Origin of the sequence: Porphyromonas uenonis 60-3 (assembly GCF_000174775.1) — a bacterium.
Lineage (GTDB): Bacteria > Bacteroidota > Bacteroidia > Bacteroidales > Porphyromonadaceae > Porphyromonas > Porphyromonas uenonis_A.
The window spans coordinates 16,996-37,128 of the sequence record NZ_ACLR01000226.1 but is presented as its reverse complement, the minus strand read 5'-3'; the positions used below and the strand labels follow the sequence as shown (position 1 = coordinate 37,128).

The 20,133-nt window shown below is 54.0% G+C and carries 14 protein-coding genes and 1 tRNA gene; 3 read left to right on the top strand and 12 right to left on the bottom strand.

The window, feature by feature from the left end; genetic code table 11:
- Nucleotides 1-9: 9 nt before the first annotated feature.
- The 11 genes from PORUE0001_RS09115 to uvrA form a co-directional block, all read right to left on the bottom strand.
- Entirely contained in the window at nt 10-1,395 is a 1,386-nt protein-coding gene (locus PORUE0001_RS09115) for an exopolysaccharide biosynthesis polyprenyl glycosylphosphotransferase (RefSeq protein WP_007366165.1), read from the bottom strand.
- Nucleotides 1,396-1,458: 63 nt separating this feature from the next.
- The gene (locus PORUE0001_RS09110; RefSeq protein WP_039865852.1) at nt 1,459-2,046 is read right to left on the bottom strand and encodes an L-threonylcarbamoyladenylate synthase; all 588 of its coding nucleotides are present in this window, start codon (nt 2,044-2,046) and stop codon (nt 1,459-1,461) included.
- 329 nt (nt 2,047-2,375) lie between these two features.
- Nucleotides 2,376-3,620 (bottom strand): DUF1015 domain-containing protein, encoded by a 1,245-nt coding sequence (locus PORUE0001_RS09105; RefSeq protein ID WP_007366136.1) that lies wholly within the window; start codon nt 3,618-3,620, stop codon nt 2,376-2,378.
- Between the two features lie 93 nt (nt 3,621-3,713).
- Nucleotides 3,714-4,634: an NAD(P)-dependent oxidoreductase gene (locus tag PORUE0001_RS09100; RefSeq protein WP_007366173.1), complete on the bottom strand. Its 921-nt coding sequence runs from the start codon at nt 4,632-4,634 to the stop codon at nt 3,714-3,716.
- 104 nt (nt 4,635-4,738) lie between these two features.
- Nucleotides 4,739-5,821, bottom strand: a complete 1,083-nt coding sequence (serC, locus tag PORUE0001_RS09095; protein WP_007366168.1) for a 3-phosphoserine/phosphohydroxythreonine transaminase — start codon at nt 5,819-5,821, stop codon at nt 4,739-4,741.
- A gap of 231 nt (nt 5,822-6,052) precedes the next feature.
- A complete protein-coding gene (recF, locus tag PORUE0001_RS09090; RefSeq protein WP_007366147.1) occupies nt 6,053-7,171 on the bottom strand; it encodes a DNA replication/repair protein RecF in 1,119 nt (372 codons plus the stop codon).
- The gene (gene dapA, locus PORUE0001_RS09085) at nt 7,168-8,112 is read right to left on the bottom strand and encodes a 4-hydroxy-tetrahydrodipicolinate synthase (protein ID WP_007366183.1); all 945 of its coding nucleotides are present in this window, start codon (nt 8,110-8,112) and stop codon (nt 7,168-7,170) included. Before dapA ends, recF begins: the two co-directional genes overlap by 4 nt.
- Before the next feature lie 18 nt (nt 8,113-8,130).
- Nucleotides 8,131-9,087 (bottom strand): NAD(P)H-dependent flavin oxidoreductase, encoded by a 957-nt coding sequence (locus tag PORUE0001_RS09080; RefSeq protein ID WP_007366154.1) that lies wholly within the window; start codon nt 9,085-9,087, stop codon nt 8,131-8,133.
- Between the two features lie 158 nt (nt 9,088-9,245).
- Nucleotides 9,246-11,582 (bottom strand): ATP-dependent helicase, encoded by a 2,337-nt coding sequence (locus tag PORUE0001_RS09075; RefSeq protein ID WP_007366145.1) that lies wholly within the window; start codon nt 11,580-11,582, stop codon nt 9,246-9,248.
- Nucleotide 11,583: 1 nt separating this feature from the next.
- Entirely contained in the window at nt 11,584-12,969 is a 1,386-nt protein-coding gene (locus tag PORUE0001_RS09070; RefSeq protein WP_007366164.1) for a hypothetical protein, read from the bottom strand.
- Nucleotides 12,970-12,991: 22 nt separating this feature from the next.
- Complete coding sequence (uvrA, locus tag PORUE0001_RS09065) at nt 12,992-15,946, bottom strand: excinuclease ABC subunit UvrA (RefSeq protein WP_007366171.1); 2,955 nt, start codon at nt 15,944-15,946, stop codon at nt 12,992-12,994.
- 236 nt (nt 15,947-16,182) lie between these two features.
- On the opposite strand from uvrA, the gene PORUE0001_RS09060 reads away from it, so the two are divergent.
- The 3 genes from PORUE0001_RS09060 to PORUE0001_RS09050 all read left to right on the top strand — a co-directional run bounded on the left by PORUE0001_RS09060 (nt 16,183) and on the right by PORUE0001_RS09050 (nt 18,723).
- Entirely contained in the window at nt 16,183-16,998 is an 816-nt protein-coding gene (locus tag PORUE0001_RS09060) for a dihydroorotate dehydrogenase electron transfer subunit (protein ID WP_232501445.1), read from the top strand.
- Nucleotides 16,992-17,906, top strand: a complete 915-nt coding sequence (locus PORUE0001_RS09055) for a dihydroorotate dehydrogenase (protein WP_007366134.1) — start codon at nt 16,992-16,994, stop codon at nt 17,904-17,906. The genes PORUE0001_RS09060 and PORUE0001_RS09055 overlap by 7 nt, the downstream gene beginning before the upstream one ends.
- A 746-nt stretch (nt 17,907-18,652) precedes the next feature.
- Nucleotides 18,653-18,723 (top strand) — tRNA-Cys (locus tag PORUE0001_RS09050).
- Between the two features lie 121 nt (nt 18,724-18,844).
- Here PORUE0001_RS09050 and PORUE0001_RS09045 read toward each other — a convergent pair.
- Nucleotides 18,845-20,071: a THUMP-like domain-containing protein gene (locus PORUE0001_RS09045; protein ID WP_007366148.1), complete on the bottom strand. Its 1,227-nt coding sequence runs from the start codon at nt 20,069-20,071 to the stop codon at nt 18,845-18,847.
- Between the last annotated feature and the right edge of the window lie 62 nt (nt 20,072-20,133).

The following is a 20,133-nucleotide window of genomic DNA, read 5'->3' as shown; positions in this document are numbered from 1 at the left end:
GCAGCCGTGTTACTTTCCTTTTCCCTTGATAATAGTGCCCACCGTGCAGAGCAGCACCGCTAGGTCGAGCTTGATCGATATATGCTCGTAGTAGAGCCAGTCGTAGTAGAGTCGCTCGACCATCTCATCGACCGTCGAGGCGTAGCCGTACCGTACCATTCCCCACGATGTGATGCCCGGCCGTAGCTGGTGTAGTAGGTAGTAGTAGGGTGCCCGCTCGAGGATCTGCTTGATATAGTAAGTGCGCTCGGGACGAGGCCCTACGATAGACATATCGCCTCGCAATACATTGTAAAACTGGGGTAGCTCGTCTAGTCTGTACTTGCGTAGCTTGGCTCCCAGTGGCGTGACCCGTTTGTCTCCTTCATGGCTCAGCTGAGGACCCGCAGCCTCTGCATCTGTGTACATCGTGCGAAACTTATAGATCCAAAAAGGCTTGCCACTGCGCCCCACACGCTCCTGACGGTAAAAGACGGGACCCTCCGAAGAGCGCCTAACCAAGACCGCCAGTACCGCAAAGAGAGGCGACAGAAGCAGTAGCAAGATTAGCGAGAAGAGACGGTCAAAGAGCCACTTCACATTGCGCTCCATCTCGCTCATCTGCGTCTGCGTCACGTCGTGTAGCGGTAGCCCACGGAGCGTACGCGCTTGTAGCGAGGAGCGTACACCCATGACCCCCTCTAGGTATATCTTGATCGGTAGCTTGCAGCGGTACAGCTCATAGAGCAGATGCGTAGCTCGTAGCGTATCCGCCTCATTGGCCACCATATAGATCGCCTCAATCGGTTGCTCCTCTAGTATCGCCTGCACCTGCTCTAGCGTGACAGGCTCTGAGCCGAAGGGGAGCTCAGCCACAGCGTGGTAGTGCATCTCCATACGCACCGCCTGCAACTTGTCCATCACTTCAGGCGTACCGATGAGCAGGATATGTGGCCAATGCTCTGGCGTCCGGTCATACCGGATCTGCTGCAAAGTAATCGTCAGACGACCCGCATAGATGAGGAGAAAGTGCGTCAGGTAGAGGAGCGCAAAGAGGAGCAGATGCGCACTGCGCCCATCGATCACATCGTCCACCACGAGGAAGAGGTACTCGATGACCACCCCCACGAAGACACTCCCAGCCGTCAGGAAGAATTCGTCGATGCGGCTCTTCGCCAATACTTTATTATAGTACCCCGAGAGCGTCAGGAAGCCCATCCAGAAGAGCACCACCACGAGCGTCACCCAGTACATCTTCGTATTGAAGAGGAAGAGCGACAGCTCGCCAAAGGTTGCGCTCTGATCCTCAACTACGTAGCGCACCACGTTGAAGAGTGTCGTCGCCAGCAGTACCGCCACAAGATCAGAGACGATGTAGCGCAGACGTACCGTAGCTTGTCGAGACTTCTTGCTCATAGATGGGGAACGTGATTAGGAGCCACTAAAGGACCGTTTAGGAGCTTTTGACCAACCGTTTACCTAGCGAATGACCCGCACCTCATTATTGAGCCCCAGCTTGATAATGTCTGAGGGCATTCCGTCGATGTGCTCCTCTTGGCGTAGCGGGACTACATAGTCGACCAACTTGATCAGTTCGTGGTCAATCTCCGAGTAATTGTGCGGTGAAGTGGTCCCCGCCAGATTGGCCGAGGTGGAGACGAGAGGTCGGCGTAGTAGTCGGCAGATCTCCTGACAGAGCGTATCGCTCGCGATGCGTATCCCGATCGAGCCATCCTCCGCCAGTAGTTGCGGAGCCACATTACGCCCCCCAGGGTAGATAATCGTGAGCGGACGCACCGCTACATCGATCAATTGGTACGCCATTGACGGCACCGTACGCACATAAGATGGTATGCGCATGTCACTATCAACCAGCATCAGCATAGGCTTGCCCGTGGGGCGACCCTTAAGAGCCGAGAGACGATCCACCGCCTCTTCATTGGTCGCATCGCATCCCAAGCCCCAGATCGTGTCAGTAGGGTAGAGGATGATACCACCACGCTGTAATACATCGACCGCCTCACGCGCTGCGGATAGAGTCTCAGGAGAAGGAGATACTTGATTCATAAAGCTATCTAGAGAGGTATATGTCTCCACCACATTGGGGAGACTTCCAGCACAAAGGTACGAAATCAGTCGGGATACCGCTAGAGTAAACCGTGTCACCCGCATGAAACTCCAGTTTCTCCTGTATGAAACTCCAGTTTCTCCCGTATGAAACTTTAGTTTCTCCCGCATGAAACTTTAGTTTCACCTAGTTGGAACTATAGTTTCATCCTAGTGGCACTGATAGTTACGCTATTCTGACCGATAAGCGGTTGCCACAACAGAATAGAAAAAGGGAACCGCACCGCAAAAGGTACAGTCCCCCTAATTGTCTATAGATGAGTCGTGCTCTAGCTGAGCTCGTGGATGACGATACCAGAGCGGAGCTTAGGCTCGAACCAGGTGGTCTTAGGTGGCATGATGTTGCCCGTGTCAGCGATATCCATGATCTGCTTCATCGTGACGGGGTAGAGGGCTAGTGCGACCTTCATCTCGCCTGAGTCAACACGCTTCTTGAGCTCGCCGAGACCGCGGATACCACCGACGAAGTCGATGCGCTTATCACTACGTAGATCCTTGATGCCGAGGATCTCATCGAGGATATGATTCGACGAGATGGTGACGTCTAGGATGCCGATAGGATCGCTATCATCGTAGGTGCCTGGCTTAGCGGTGAGCGAGTACCAGTTGCCATCGAGGTAGAGCGAGAAGTTGTGCAGCTTAGAGGGCTTGTAGATCTCTGTGCCCTTCTTCTCGACGACGAAGTCCTTCTCAAGCTTCTTGAGGAACTCCTCGCTGGTGAGCCCGTTGAGGTCCTTGACGACACGGTTGTAGTCGATGACGGTGAGCTGGTTAGCGGGGAAGGCTACAGCCATAAAGTAGTTGTACTCCTCATCACCACGGTGATTGGGGTTTTGCTTAGCCTTCTCAGCACCTACGAGCGCTGCAGCAGCACTACGGTGGTGACCGTCAGCGATGTAGAGCGCGGGCATCTGACCAAATAGCTCGGTGATACGCTTGATGTCCTGATCCTGGTCGATGATCCAGAACTGATGCTGGAAGGTATCGTTGGCAACAAAGTCGTAGACAGGCTTCTGAGCCGTGTACTTAGCGACGATCTTGTCTAGCTCAGCATTGTCAGGGTAAGCGAAGAAGACCGGCTCGATGTTCGCATTGTTGATGCGGACGTGCTTCATACGATCCTCCTCCTTGTCACGACGTGTGAGCTCGTGCTTCTTGATGACACCGTTGAGGTAGTCCTCGACGTAAGCGCCGATGACGAGACCATACTGTGTCTTGCCGTTCATCGTCTGAGCATAGACGTAGTAGCACTCCTTGTCGTCCTGTACGAGCCAGCCCTCCTTCTTGAAGTGCTGATACTGCTTGACAGCCTCGTCGTAGACTTTGGGATCGTGCTCGTCGGTGCCTGCGGGGAAGTTGATCTCTGGCTTGATAATGTGGTAGAGAGACATGGGGTTGCCCTCAGCCTCCTTGCGAGCCTCGTCAGAGTTTAGCACGTCGTAGGGACGAGAGTTGACCTTCTCAACAAGGTTTTGAGGTGGTCTGTATCCTTTGAATGGTTTGATTATAGCCATAATAAAGAGTCTTTGAGTGTGTGGTGAGAGAGAAAAAGAAAGACTTCGGTCCCCTCTAGGTGAGGAGACCAAAGTCTCTAAGTCGTCTACAGATTAGTTGACGCGGAAGGTCTCGCAACCATCCTTGATGAAGCCGACGATCTGGTTAGCAGCAGCAAGACCAGCGTTGATGTTTGCCTCAGCCGTCTGAGCGCCCATCTTCTTAGCGGTAGCTAGGTAGCGATCCTGTAGCTCCTTCTGGTACTCCTCGTGCATGTCAGGCTGGATGTCGGTAGCGTAGCGTACGTCTGTGCGCTCCTTGAGAGCTGCGAGGAAGCACTCCTCGTCGATGATCTCCTTGCGAGCTGTATTGACGATAAGACCACCCTGAGGCATCATCTTGACATACTTACCGTTGATGCTCTTGACAGTCTCAGCGGTCTTAGGCGTATTCAGCGATACGATGTCGCACTGCTTGAAGAGGTCCTCCTGGCTGCAGTAGGTGAGCCCGAGCTCCTTCTCCTCAGCGGCATCAAGACGGTGACGCTTGTTGTAGTAGACCTCCATGCCGAAGCCGTGAGCGATCTTAGCTAGGCAGCGACCGATGTGTCCGAAGCCCTGGATACCGAGCTTCTTGCCCTTGAGCTCAGAGCCAGACTTGCCGTTGAAGTGGTTGCGAACCATAGCGAGCATGAGCGCGAAAGCGAGCTCAGCGACAGCGTTAGAGTTCTGTCCTGGGGTGTTCATCACGCAGACATTGTGCTTGGTAGCAGCCTCTAGGTCTACGTTGTCATAGCCAGCGCCAGCACGTACGACGATCTTGAGATTCTTAGCAGCCTCAAAGACGTCAGCCTGGACCTTGTCGCTACGTACGATGATAGCGTCTACATCCTTGACAGCGTCGAGGAGTTGCTGACGCTCTGTATATTTCTCTAGGAGTACTAGCTCAAAGCCAGCACCCTCTACAATCTTACGAATGCCATCTACAGCGACTGGTGCAAAGGGCTTCTCCGTTGCGATAAGTACTTTAGTCATAGTATTGAGTGATATCTTTATTTAGGAGCCTACCCCGTAGACCCCCTGTTGGTGTGAGGTGCTGCGGGGTAGGACAGATAGTGTTATGTAAGTAATGAGAGAGATTAGTGCTTCTTCTCGAAGTCCTGCATAGCCTGGATCAGAGCCTGTACGCTCTCCATCTCGAGGCCGTTGTAGAGAGATGCACGGAAGCCACCTACAGAGCGGTGACCCTTGATACCTACCATACCGCGCTCGGTAGCGAAGTTGAAGAAGTCATCCTGTAGCTCAGCATACTCGTCATTGAGGACGAAGCATACGTTCATACGAGAGCGATCCTCAGCCTCAACAGTACCACGGAAGAGCTTGTTGCGGTCGATCTCTGTGTAGAGAGCATCAGCCTTCTCCTTAGCACGCTGCTCCATAGCCTTGACACCGCCCATCTCCTTGTACCACTTCATGGTCTGGAGGCAGGTGTAGATAGGTAGGACAGGAGGTGTATTGAACATAGAGCCCTTCTTGACGTGCGTCTGGTAGTCAAGCATCGTTGGGATGACACGCTCGAACTTGCCTAGAGCGTCCTTGCGGATTACTACGAAGGTTGTACCTGCAGGGCCCATATTCTTCTGAGCACCTCCGTAGATACAGTCGTACTTGCTTACGTCTACTGGACGAGAGAAGATATCACTACTCATATCGGCTACGAGAGGTACCTTGCAGTCGAAGTCCTTGCGGATCTCTGTACCGTAGATGGTATTGTTGGAAGTGTAGTGGAAGTAGTCTACATCCTCGGGGATGGTGAAGTTCTTGGGGATGTAGGTGAAGTTCTTGTCCTCTGAAGAAGCGACAACAACAGTCTCCGTGCCGAATACCTTGTCTACGTAGCCAGCCTGCTTGATAGCGTTGGTAGACCACGTACCTGTGTTGAGGTAAGCTGCTTTCTTGCCCATGAGGTTGAGCGGTACCATGTAGAACTGGAGGCTAGCACCACCACCGAGGAAGAGTACCTCGTAACCCTCGGGGATGTCCAGTAGCTCCTTGAATGTAGCTACGGCCTCGTCCATTACAGCTTGGAATTGCTTGCTGCGGTGTGAGATCTCAAGGAGTGAGAGATCCATGTCAGCAAAGTTCAGCACCGCATCAGCAGTGCGCTCGATCACGCCACGGTTCAGTACCGAGGGACCAGCATAGAAGTTGTGCTTTTTCATCTTACTATATTTATTGTTTTGGGATTATATGCTTGTTTATGTGTGCAATAGGAGGGCTGGACGTCCTCCTTTTGCTTTGTTTAGAAGGGACAAAGGGAAAGCTTTTTAGAGTCTCCTCTCTTTGCCCCTACAAAGATACGGAATTAAAGTGGAGAAACAAACTATTTCCACAAGACTTTGCGCTAAAGTCCTTTTTTCAAGCCCAAAGAGTACTCTTTTCTTACAAAATGACTAGCACCCTGCGGTGACTTCTGTCGGGGAACCCTCCTGAATCTGGAAGAGTCGATAGGGGACTTGCTTCGAGGAGATGATCTCATCGAGGTACTTGCGGTTCGTGTCGGTGATAAAGATCTGCCCGAAAGTATCCGTAGCGACGAGCTCGATGATGCGCTCCACACGGTCGCTGTCTAGCTTGTCGAAGATGTCATCGAGGAGGAGTAGGGGAGCCGTCTGATTCGTCAAGTGCTGCTGCAGATAGCGGTACTCAGCTAGCTTGTAGGCGATAAGGTAAGTCTTGTTTTGTCCTTCGGAGCCTATCTTGCGCATCAGGTTCTCTCCGAGGAGCATCTCAAAGTCATCTCTGTGGCAACCGGTCGCTGTGAAGCCATACTCGTAGTCCCGCTGACGACCATTGCGCAGTATACGCAGCTGCTCCTCGGCAGTGCTGGCACTCCCTGCGCTAAAGGATAGGACCGCACGCTCTACGCCCGCAGCTAGGTGCTGGTAGATCTGATCAAAGGTGGGGACAAGCTCCTCGACATAAGCTTGTCGCATCGTCGTAACCGCCAGACCTGTCGTTGCTAAGGTCTCCTCAAGGATATCCATCAGAGCTGGCTCGTGGATCTGGTTGCGCAGCATATTGTTGCGCTGATCGAGAGCTCTGTTGTAGTTGATCAAGTTCGCCAGATAGGTCGCATCTTGCTGTGAGAGGATACGGTCCACGGAGCGCCTGCGCTCGTCGCTTCCACCACGTATGAGCCTCTGATCATGTGGCGAAATGATAACCAGAGGGTAGCGCCCTATATGGTCGCTGTGACGCTTGTAGAGACGCCCATTGCGAGAGAGCTGCTTGCTCCGCTCGGCAGAGATGCGCAGACTGATCTTGTCCTCCTGCCCATCGTCCCATAGGTACTCGCCCTGGATGATCGCCTCCTGCGCTCCGTGGCGTATGGCATAGCGGTCAGTCGTACCTAGATGGCCACGCACCACCGATAAGTAGTGGATGGCATCTAGGAGATTGGTCTTGCCCATCCCATTGCCCCCGAAGAAGCAGTTGAGCTTGGGGGCAAAGTGACAGTTTGCCGTGGCGACATTCTTAAAGTTGATGACACTCAGCGAACTCAGGATCATAGTTTAGGCTCTATTCCTAACTGCTGCAGAGGGGCGAGTAGCTCTTCGTGTGCCGCACGTAGGTGGCTCGTGAGTTGCTCCGTAGCGTGGCAGAGCGGCAGGCGCACCGCACTCGTCTCTATGAGATGAATGGTGTGCAGCAGTCCCTTGATGCCCACAGGATTGCCCTCCTTAAAGAGCAACTGATACATCTCCGTAAAGAGCGCATCAATCTCATCCGCCTGCTCCCGCTGCTCCGTAATCAGAGCCGATACGAGCGCTTTGATCGCTTGCGGATAAGCGTTTGCTACGACCGAGACGACTCCGTCACCTCCTGCACGAATGATATCTTTCGTCAGGTGGTCATCGCCCGAGTAGACCAGCAGGTCCGGACGGCACAGTTCACGGATTTGATCAATCCGCTCCACATGCCCCGAAGCCTCCTTGATACCGATGATCTTTGCCGAGTCACGCTGTAGCCGAGCCACCGTCTCAGGCTGTAGGTCGCAACCCGTACGCGAGGGGATATTGTACAGTATGATCGGCTTCTTGCTCGCCTCGGCAACAGCCATGAAGTGTAGGTACAGCCCCTCCTGCGTTGGCTTATTATAATAAGGTACCACCGAGAGGATCGCATCGACATTGTCATAGATCGGATCGCTCATACGCTGGCACAGATCCTGCGTGTTATTGCTCCCGACACCGATCACCAGTGGACAGCGCCCATTGATCGTGCGGCGCACCACATCAATCAGTAGTAACCGCTCAGGATAAACGACCGTAGGCGACTCGCCCGTAGTGCCGAGTAGCACCACAAAGTCGCATCCGCCCGAGACTATATGCTCTGTCAGACGGCTCAGCGAAGCCGAGTCCACCTGCCCATTCTCTAGAAATGGAGTTATCAACGCCACGCCAGCACCCGTCAGATGGCGATAAGGATGGTAAGTATATTTGTCGTACATATGTATAAGGTATAGCCCTTAGCAATTTGTCCAGTTCATATCCAGTAGCTCCGCACGAGCCGCATTGTACTCAGCAATAAGATTGTCGAAGATCTGAGCCACCGGCTGCACCTGCTCTATCTGCGCAGCCACCTGACCAATCTCTAGCTCGCCCTCTGCGAGGTCTCCCTCGAAGATACCACGCTTCGCCCTAGCCCGCCCAAGTAGCTCTTGTAGCTCATCGGCAGAGGCGCCCCGAGCTTGCAGGGTGGCAACCTGTTGGTAAAAGTCGTTCTTCAGCAAACGTGTCGGAGCGAGCTCCTTGAGGGTCAATATCGTGTCCCCCTCGTCACTCTTGACGCACGCTTCCTTGAAGGCTGCATGCGCGCTACTCTCCTCACTCAGCGCAAAGAGCGTCCCGATCTGCACCCCCTCGGCACCCAGGCTCTGAGCCGCCACGATAGAGCGCCCCGAAGCTATCCCGCCAGCCGCCACGAGGGGCAGGTCAATAGCCTGCGCCACAGCCGGTATCAGCGACATCGTCGTCGTCTCCTCACGACCATTGTGACCGCCAGCCTCAAAGCCCTCAGCAATCACCGCATCGACACCCGCCTCTTGGCACTTGACCGCAAACTTCGTACTGCTGACCACGTGCATCACCTTGATACCGTGCTCATGGAGGAGAAGCGTAAAGCGCTTGGGACTACCCGCCGAGGTAACCACGATAGGCACCTGCTCCTCGATAATGATCTGGATCAACGTATCAATCTCAGGATAGAGCAGCGGCACATTAACCCCAAAAGGTCGATCCGTAGCCTCACGGCAGCGGGCTATATGTTCGCGTAGCACCTCAGGGTACATCGAGCCAGCCCCCAGGAGGCCCAGTCCCCCCGCATTGCTCACAGCCGAGGCCAGTCGCCAACCGCTACACCAGATCATACCGCCCGCGATGATCGGGTAGCGAATGCCTAGCAGGTCGCAGAGTCTATTCTTCATATCGTCTTAATTCAAAATTCAAACCTGCACAAAGCTACGCAAATCAGCCCACATATCCGTCACGCCTTGTCGATGAGCTGGGGATTGATGATGGTCACAACTGTTGTGTTCCATAGGTGTTTATGTATTAGGGTTATTAGGTTAATCTGAGGTCTTACTTATATATGGTCTAGGTGGGTGTAGCGGATGAGGACTTCGCGGGTCTTGCCATCGTCGAAGTGGATGGTTAGTTTGCCGCCCATGGCGCTCTCGATGCGCTGTATCTCGCCGTCGCCATGACGTGGATGGCGCACGCGGTCGCCGACGTGGTAGCCGTCAAGGCTCTCGAGGGCATTGACGGGCGAACTCTTCGCAAGCATCTGTTGTGCCGTGGCGGAGCTAGCGCTGGGGCTGGTGGCTGTTGGCCGTTGGCTGTTGGTCGTTGGCTGGTAGCTGTTGGCATAGCTGCGCACGCTGGTACCGATGGGAGCTGCCTCCTCGTGGAGGGTGTAGTGCGCCCGTGGTAACTCAGCGATGAAGCGGCTTGGGATCATGAGCTCGGTCTTACCGTTGCGTGTCCGTATGCTGGTATAGCTGAGGGTGCAGAGCTTTTGGGCTCGTGTGATGCCGACGTAGAGGAGTCGGCGCTCCTCTTCGATCATCTCGGCGGTGTCGAGGCTACGTGAGGAGGGGAGGAGGTTTTCCTCTACGCCAGCGATGTAGACGTAGGGGAACTCTAGTCCCTTGGCGACATGGATGGTCATGAGCTGTAGCCGATCCTGTAGGGCAACTCCGCTCTGCTGCTCGACATTGTCTTGGTCTTGGTTGGTCAGGAGGGGGATCTGCTGGGCAAAGGCGCTGAGCAGTTCGGTGCCTAGTGGCTCCTCAGCAAAGAGGTTGAGTGGGTCTTGTCGATAGCGAGCCTCAAACTCGGAGGCACTGCTGATAAACTCCTTGAGGTTGTCGAGCTTGGCCTGGCTCTCGACGGTGTCTTCGCGTGTGAGCTCAGCGACGATGCCGCTCTCACGGAGTATATGGGCGATCCACTCCTCGAGCTTGGCGTAGTGCTGATAAGCGGAGGCGAGCGAGTCAATGAGATTGACGAAGGAGGCTATCTTGTTGCGTACGCCTCGGCTTAGACCGACGGGGTCGGCACTGTCGATGGCGGCGCATAGGGCGTCATAGAGCGATAGCTGCGGGCTATGCTGTTGCGCATAGAGAGCTACCTTCTCGATGGTTTTGTCGCCAATACCTTTGCGTGGATAGGCGATGGCTCGGCGCAGTGCCAGCTCGTTGTGCGGGTTGATGATGAGCTGGAGATAAGCTATAGCGTCTTTGATCTCGGCACGAGCGTAGAAGGCCATGCCTCCGTAGATGACGTAGGGGATGCCCTCCGAGAGAAGCACCTCCTCGAACTTACGGCTCTGTGCGTTCGTGCGGTAGAGGATGGTCTGATCAGAGAGCGGTATCTGCTCCTCATCGTGTCGCTGCGTGATGATGTCGATGAGTCGCGTCGCCTCTTCGTCGGACGAGGTGTAGTGGTAGAGCTGTAGCTTCTCGCCCTCGCCGAGGTCGGTGTAGACCTCCTTGGGGATGCGCTGCTGGTTGTGCTCAATGAGGGCATTGGCACTGCTCACGATATGGCCTGTGGAGCGGTAGTTTTGCTCTAGCTTAAAGAGCTTGGCGCCGGCGAAGGCTTGCTTGAAGCTTAGGATATTGGCAATGCGCGCCCCTCGGAAGGAGTAGATGCTCTGGGCATCGTCGCCCACGGCAAAGATGCGGTTGTGGTCAGCGACGAGGTGACGGGCTAGCTCAAACTGCGAGGTGTTTGTATCCTGATACTCGTCGATGAGGAGGAAGTCTATGCCGCTCTTGATCTCTTGGTGCGCCTCGGGGAAGTCTCGTATGAGGACGTTGAGGAGGAAGAGCAGGTCGTCGAAGTCCATCGAGTTGCTCTCCTTGCAGCGCTGGGTGTAGAGGCTGTAGAGCTTGTATAGCTCGCCCTCTTGATTCATCGTATCGTACTTGCGTATCTCCTGATTAGCGGCGTAGGCTTGCGGGGAGATGAGCATATTCTTCGCATCGGATATGCGCTTGAGGACACGCGTCGGGGTGTAGCTCTTGTCGCTAAGGTCTAGCTCCTTGATGCAGTTGCGTATGAGCGCCTTGGTGTCACTGGTATCGTAGATGGAGTAGTCCTGGCTGTAGCCAAGCAGTGGGGCGTAGCGTCGTAGGATACGTCCACAGATGGAGTGAAAGGTGCCCATGCGAAGCCTATAGGCGATGCCTTCGCCAAGCATTTCGCTGACACGTGAGCGCATCTCGCCGGCAGCTTTGTTGGTAAAGGTGAGTGCGTAGAGTCGCTGGGGGTTCCATCCCTGGTCTACGAGGTGAGCCAGCTTGTAGGTGATGACGCGGGTCTTGCCCGAGCCCGCCCCAGCGATGACTAGGGCGGGACCTTCGTTATAGACGACGGCAACTCGCTGTGCTTCGTTGAGTGCAGTGAGGTCTACCATATTACTCTTGCTCTTCTTCCTGAAGGATCGAGTCTAGCGTATCGAGCAGGCGGATGCGTCGCTTGGGATCGGCGATGGCGTCACGTAGCGCCTGGAGGAGCTGGTAGGGGAGCGCCTCGTCGTCGCATACGGGCTCTTTGCTCGGAGTGCTCGGCAGCTGAGGCTCGTAGGTGCGGATGGTCGGGTCATCGGGCAGGAAGGTGACCAAACCATCGAGACGCTCGGGGAGACGCTCGGGGAGGTCTGTCATCGGGAAGAACTGCTTGGCATCCTCTATAAAGAGGTAGGTCGGCCCTAGCAAATAGGGGTCGATGTGCTGCGTGATAGAGGAGAACTGCAGGGGCGTGAAGAGCGATAGGTGCGGTACCGAGATGTAGAGATGCTTGATGGCAAGGCGCTTGAGCGCAATGGAGATGGGATCGGTCCACTTGCTGAGCTTTTCGCCACAAGCGACAAAGACTAGGCTGTAGGCTCCTGAGATGCTTGTGTTTTGCCTATTAACCTCGGAGGAGAGCGCCACGGTAACGCCCTCGGTGACGCCTCTCTGGTCGAGGAGCGTGTACCAAAGGCTTTGCTCCGCCTCACTGCGCACCACAATCAGCATGCGCCCAGCGTCATGGACCGAGACGAAGCGCATCAGCGCTATGATAGGCTCTATGATCGTCTCGCTATGAGGCGCTGGTATGATGCTGTAGCTCTGGTGCAGAAGCTTGTAAAGCGTCTGGCGCATCTCGGGGCTAGCGATAGCCTGCGCATAGGGCTGCGGTAGCTCGCCATCGGGGAGCGTGCGGGCGACTAGTCCGCGCCAGTTGTGCAGACGGAGATAGCCACGGATCATCTCGTAGACATCGTCGTAGCACTGGAAGGTGCTGGAGAGCTCCTTGGCCTCTTCTGTTATTTGGTCTATGAGGTGGTAATGCTTCGGTGGTAGAAGCGTCCCCTCGAAGTAGCGTGCCTGCCAGTCGGCGTAGAGTTCCTCTTTTCCCTTGCCTATGCTGCACTCGATGGTGCGTCCGCCCTTGTAGCTGATGAAGATAGAGGTGCGATCGGGCTGGAAGGGTGTGGTGCCCCAGGGATAGCCGGGGACCTCCTCCGAGAGGTAGTTAATGACCGCCTCAACGTGCTTGCAAGTACCTAGCCCGCTGGTGCGAAAGTCTAGACAAGCGCAGTAGTTGCGGTCGCTCCGTACGCCACGGAAGGCGACACGATAATGATTTGAACCGCTCTGCACCATGTAGTCGCCCCAAATGCGGTTGTTGTCTAGGTGCGAGACGGTAAACTCGTTTTGCTCGGCAAACTGCTTGCGAAGGGCTATCTGCCATGCTTCAACGCTCATGCCTTCGGGGCAATAGCGGTTGGAAAGCTTCTTGGGATCTGTCTGTTCCATAATCCAGTAGATAAATAGGTGTCTATGAGTGAGAGGCTGAGGAAGCCTGCTCGTCTGATTCAGTCTTTGGGGTGCGCTGCATCTCCTCCTTGAGATACTGCGCTGTGTAGCTCTGCTTGTCGGGACACTGGGCCATCTCTAGAGGCGAGCCAGCGAAGATGAGCTCGCCACCATTGCGTCCGCCCTCAAGTCCCATATCAATAAGGTAGTCGGCGCTCTTGATCACATCCAGGTTGTGCTCGATGATGAGTACCGTATTGCCACGGTCTACCAGCTCGTTGACCAGCTTGAGCAGGACGCGTATGTCCTCAAAGTGTAGACCTGTTGTCGGCTCATCGAGGACGTAAAGGGTGCGTCCCGTGTCTCGCTTCGAGAGCTCGGTCGCGAGTTTGACACGCTGGCTCTCTCCGCCCGATAGGGTCGTGGAGGGTTGACCCAGCTTGACATAGCCTAGCCCGACACGCTGCAGCGTAGCGAGCTTGCGGTAGAGGGCAGGGATATGCTCGAAGAACTCGACCGCCTGGTTGAAGGTCATGTCTAGCACCTCGGCAATGCTCTTGCCCTTGTAGCGTACCTCGAGGGTCTCACGGTTATACCGCTTGCCACGGCACACGTCACACGGGATGGTCACGTCGGGGAGGAAGTTCATCGAGATGGTTTTGTAGCCATTACCCTTGCACTCTTCGCAGCGTCCGCCTTTGACATTAAAGGAAAAGCGCCCTGGCTTGTACCCTCGAGCACGGCTCTCGGGAACCTGGACAAAGAGATTGCGTATCTCGCTAAAGAGTCCCGTGTAGGTTGCCGGATTGCTCCTCGGCGTGCGACCTAGTGGCGACTGGTCCACGAAAGCTATCTTGTCAATCAGCTCCAAGCCCTCGACAGAGGAGTAGGGTAGTGGCGCCTGCTTGCTACGATATAGATGCTGCGAGATGATCGGCACCAGCGTACCGTTGATGAGTGAAGACTTACCGCTCCCCGACACGCCTGTGACGCAGACGAAGAGGCCTAGCGGGATAGAGACATCTACGTTCTTAAGGTTATTGCCAGTGCAGCCCTTGAGACGTAGCCATGCGTCATCGGTAGGCTGTCGGTAGCTCGTAGGTAGAGGGATGGCTAGTCTATTGGTCAGATAGTCGCAGGTGAGCGTGTGCGTGTCGCCAATCTCAGAGGGAGGTCCCTGATAGGTCACATGCCCGCCGAGACGCCCCGCTACTGGTCCCATATCGATCAGGTAGTCCGCTGCGAGCATCATATCACGATCGTGCTCTACGACGAGGACCGTGTTTTGCGCATCACGAAGCTTCTTGAGCGCATCGATGAGCATACGATTGTCTCGCTGGTGCAGACCAATGCCTGGCTCATCTAATATATAGAGTACCTCGACCAGTCCCGTGCCTATCTGCGTGGCTAGTCGTATGCGCTGAGACTCGCCACCACTGAGCGAAGCGGAGGGGCGAGCGAGCGTCAGGTAGTAAAGCCCCACATCCAGAAGGAAGGTGAGTCGGAGAAGTATCTCTTTGATGACTTCGTGCGCCACCTTCTGTTGGTTTTTCGTCAGTTGCCCTTCGATCTCACGCAGTCGTCCCTCTAAACGGTCTAGGTCTAGCTCCGTCAGGTCGGCGATGGTGTAACCCGCTAGCTTGTAGCTGAGAGCTATCGGGTTGAGTCGTCGTCCGTTGCACTCGGGACAAGTTTGCTCCGTCAGGAACTCTTCCGCCCAACTACGCATAGAGGCTGTAGCGTCATCATCCTCGGCTAGATTCCGAACATACTGGGAGACACCCTCGAAGGCGAAGTGCGCCTCGCCCTCATCGTCGGAGTCGTCCGAGTCAATGCCAAAGAAGATCTGCTCAACAGCCTCTGCTGGAATCTTCTCAAAGGGAGTGTCTATCGTACAACCGTGCTCTGTCAAGATCTCATCAATAGAGGTAAAGAGTAGGCTGCGCTTCTTGTAGCGTCCGATAGGTACGATGGCTCCATCACGTATGGAGACCTTGGGATCTGCCACGACCTTATCTATGTCTAGTACGCCCACACGGCCCAAGCCCTTGCAACGCTTGCAGTAGCCACGAGGCGAATTGAACGAGAAGTCTGCTGGCGAAGCGTCTGGATAGGCGATACCGCTCTCGGGGTCCATCAGTCGCTTGCTCAGATGCTGTATCTCTGTGCTATCTCGTCGCATCACGTCGATGACACCCTCACCGAGCTTCATCGCTATGCTTACCGCCTCGGTGATACGCTGCTTATTGCTCTCTCGTACGGAGCACTTGTCCACCACGACGCTGACATAGTGTATGGAGAAACGGTTGAGTCGCATCCCAGGCGTTAGCTCGCACACCTCACCATCGATGTAAGCGTGCAGGAAGCCTCGTCTTCTCATCTGCTCAAAGAGCTCGCGGTAGTGACCCTTACGATCAACCACGACGGGAGCTAGTATGTAGATTCCCTCGTCGGCGTACTGCTCCATGATATGCTCCACGACCTGCTCCTCGGTGTAGCGCACCATCTCCTTGCCCGTGAGGTAGGAGTAGGGGGTGCCGACACGTGCATAGAGGATACGTAGGTAGTCGTAGATCTCTGTCACAGTGCCGACGGTAGAGCGGGGATTGGTCGAGGCGCTCTTCTGCTCGATAGCTACGACAGGGCTGAGTCCTACGATCTCATCGACATCTGGTCGTCCGCCACCGCCCCCGATGAAGCTACGGGCATAGGAGGAGAAAGTGTCTAGATAGCGTCTCTGTCCCTCTGCTAGTAAGGTGTCGAAGGCAAGCGAAGACTTGCCACTCCCTGAGAGTCCCGTCACGACGGTCAACTTGTGACGAGGTAGTGAGACATCTATATTCTTGAGGTTGTGCACACGAGCGCCATGCACCTCGATAGCACCCATCGCCCATAGCCCCTGATCTGCAGCAGAGGCGTGCGTATCGCTATCGCTGGGTCGCTCTGTATGGGGAACTGTCTGTTTATTCTGATCCATTTATCTAGAAATGCCGTTCTAAGCCTACAAATATAAGGATTAATTACGACAGAGAGTACAGTGGTGTCGCTTCTTGAATAGGATTGACGCACTATAAGATCCGAGAGCTTCCTCAAAATGCTAATTTGCTCGCTAAGCTTTGCTTTTAAGCCAGCAAAAAGCTGTACTTTTGTCCCTGTAGAAGCTATCCAGCCCCTGGGGACCATAGCTCCTAACACGCTTACAAATCAATGTATATGGATCGGATCACAACATCACAGCCTGCTATCGTTGATGCGACTATCCTGCACAACGAGCAGGTAGCGCCACGCTATCACCTACTTACCCTAAGACTAGAGGTCTCCTCTAGCGATGCTTCGTGGCTACAAGGTGTAGCGCCAGGGCAGTTTGTACAGGTAGACTGTCGCCCTGCGGGAATACTCTTGCGGCGCCCCATATCCATATACAAGTGGTCTAGAGAGGAGCTATGCCTAACGCTCTTGGTGCAGCGTGTGGGACGTGGTAGCAACTATATATGCGACCTTACAGAGGGAGACAAGGTAAACATTGTCGGACCTCTAGGTACGCCCTTTGCCACAGACCCCACGATAGCTGGCGAGCGCCCGCTCCTAATCGCTGGTGGAGTGGGGATGGCACCCATCATCATGCTCGCGCGTCATCTGCAGCAGCTATCGGGAGTGAGACCGCACCTGATCATAGGCGCTCGCACCGCTTCCTTACTGATACTGCGAGATGAGATAGCGCAGATCGGCTGCTCCTACAGCTACACGACTGATGACGGATCGTATGGCACACGGGGGGCCGTTCTAGCGGCTCCTGAGCTAGAGCTAGACAAGTACTCTATGGTCTATACCTGCGGTCCTCGCCCTATGATGCGTGCTATCCACAACTGGGCAAAAGCGCACAACGTGCCAGGGCAGGCTTCTCTCGAAAACCTCATGGCTTGTGGCGTGGGAGCATGCCTATGCTGTGTGGAAAACATTGCAAACCAGGGGAACACGTGTGTCTGTACGGAAGGCCCTGTCTTTAACTTTGATCAACTATTATGGTAAGCACATCGGTCAATATAGGAGGAGGCATTATCCTGAAGAATCCTATTCTAACTGCTTCTGGTACTTTCGGATATGGTCTGGAGTTTGATCCTTTTCAAGATCTTAATGAGCTAGGTGGATTTATAGTCAAGGGGACTACGCTACACCCACGACAAGGCAATCCCTATCCACGTATGGCAGAGACGACGGCTGGCATGCTCAACTGTGTAGGCCTGCAGAATAGGGGAGTGGACTACCTCGTAGAGCATATCCTTCCTCAGCTAAGTCACTACGATACCGAGGTTCTCGTCAATGTGAGTGGCTCTACGATAGACGACTATGTGGCTTGCGCTGAGCGACTAAACGATCACCCGAAGGTGCGCGCCATAGAGCTAAACATTAGCTGTCCGAATGTCAAGGAAGGCGGTATGTCCTTTGGCGTCAACTGCGAGAGCGCCCACGAAGTGGTCTCGGCGGTGCGCAAAGCTTACAAAGGGCACCTGATGGTCAAGCTCTCGCCCAATGTCACCGACATTACAGCGATAGCTCGCGCTGCCGAAGAGGCTGGCGCAGACAGTCTCTCTCTGATCAATACGCTCCTCGGCATGGCGATCGATGTCAAGACTCGCAAGCCGAAGCTATCCACAATCACTGGAGGACTGAGCGGCCCAGCTGTCAAGCCTATAGCCGTTCGTATGGTGTGGCAGGTGTCGCAAGCCGTATCCATCCCAGTCATAGGACTAGGTGGCATCGCCTCTGTGGAGGATGTGGTTGAGTTCTTACTAGCTGGCGCCACAGCCGTACAAGTCGGCACCTACAACTTTGTAGAGCCAGACATTGCCTCTAAGCTTGTCCACGGACTCTCCAACTATTTAGAAGAGAATCATATATCAGACGTCAATGAGCTGATCGGAGCTTTGTCTTGCTAAAGACTTAAAAATTGTCTAACGACAGAGTGAAGTCTTCTGAGATCTTGTGATAGATCTTCTGGCTACACGTTTGAACTATGGAGGAAATCAAAAGATTCCTCGGTGGCAATCTTTGACTATCCAGCGAGGAACGGAAAAATTCTTCGGAACTTTGATTTCTTTCTTCCGAAGTTTCATTTCATTCTTCCGAACTTTTATTTCGGCCCTCCGTGAAGGATTTTCGTTTTCTCGTGAGTTATCGGGAAATTCCTCGGTAGAAACTGACATCAGCGAAGACGCCTTAGACCGATGTTCCTGAACCTGAGAGAGATTTCTTAGACAGCCCTACAAAACCCTCACGACTTTCAGAATGGGTATTATGTTTAGTCTGAAATACTGACTTGGTTGTATAAAACTAATAATTCATCAGAATTTGGTGGAGTACATGAGATTTCTGCAAATTATGGAAACCACCTGAAGACTGCATCTAGCTTTCTATCCTATTGAGATCAAGAGTATATCAGACTATGGGGCTTCTTGTAATGGAGAATATACGACTACACTCTGAGGAGTAACCGCCTAAGCAAGCAACTTCCTCTACAAATGACGCTCTCCCGCCACGCTCAAAATGCAATAATATACCGATCAGGACTCTCCTCCAGCACCTCAAAAGAGGAATTAGTCTCCAAATTTCAAACTCAGGGGGGCAAAGCATTTGGTTTGTCCAAAAATTGTTGTACCTTTGCAGGCGTAATCACGAAGGTAATGGTTCGTTGGCCGAGTGGTTAGGCAACGGTCTGCAAAACCGTGTACGGCGGTTCAAATCCGCCACGAACCTCTCCAATAAATAGTTTTTCATATCTTTGTTTCCTCCACGAGTCCTGGTACTTGTGGAGGATTTTTTTTCTACCCTCTTCTTCTCACACGCTCGCTAGCAAGAGCTTACTGTTGCAACAGTCTCAAGAGGTGAGGATCAGTAGCTTACGCGCTTGCTCTCCTAGGGTCGTGGCGAGCAGGTAGTAGGTATCACTCTCGTCGGTTCGGAGCGTCTTCTTGAGTTCCTGAGCTGTCAGCGGGAAGTGCCTGGACATAATCGTGAGCGCTGGATAGCGCTGACGCAGGGAGTGCAGGCTCTTGCCCCTGAGGGTTGACTTGCTATAGTCTATCTCCTCTATCAGCCGATAGCTCTTGTACAGAGGGCTCGTGGATGCCTGCGAGGAGGTGTATATGTGGCTGTTAGGCCCGAGCAGGGAAAGCGACTGCTCCTGGGCAATCAGGTGGTAGGCTCCGCTTTTCATCAGAAGTGGCTGTGGAATATGGATATACCGCTCTACGCTAGTCGCATAGGGCGTGCGGACTGAGGACAATGCTTCGTAGGGAAAGCTCCACCGACTGACCTCTCCCAAGCGATCTATCAGAGCTAGATGAAGCGCTACATTTGTCTCTTGCGGAGCCATTGAGATGGCAACCAGTAGCTCCTTGACCTCATCTTGCACTTGTACGATATGAAGCTCAGCGGCTTGTGGCAGCTGCTCCAATATCCAGTGAATGTCTAGCATGGGAGAGAGCTTGAGTAGCAGACGCCCCGCATAGCCCAGCTCTTGTAGCCGAGCTATGATCTGAAGAGGTGCTGGACTATACTCATCCATGCTAATGAGTCGTTTGTTTCGATCGTCCATATCGCGTCGTGCTGGATCAGCATAGACGAGCGTTACCCCCTCTAGCGTAGAGCTATCCATCTCCGCGAGTGCATCTCCACAGCGCACCGTCACATTGTCTCGCTGCAGGAGCTTGTGTACATTGTAAGTCAAGGCTTGCGCCATCACTGGATCTATCTCATAGATCAAGCTACACTCTGCGACAGAAGCCATAGATAGCGCATCAATCCCCATCCCGCCAGTCATATCTAGGACACGGTCACGGTCCGTGACAAACTCCTGCTTGTAGCGTGCCGTAAACTCACTGCTAGACTGCTCGAAATTGACCCTGTGCGGGACATATCCGCCACCCTGGAGGAAGTGTGGCACCTTGCGTTGCATCTTCGGTAGGAGGGACACCTGTAGAGCGATCTGGCGCTTCAGCTCAGGCTCCAACTCACTCCGCTCGAAGAGAATCCTATCGGGCGATCTGTCTGCCCAAAGCCTACTCAGCGACACTGCTTGCTCTATATCTTGCTGTGATAACATACTGACTTCGTTGTCTACAGCGCAAAGTTAGCAGATAAGCAGATATCTGCAAAGCTCCCCTA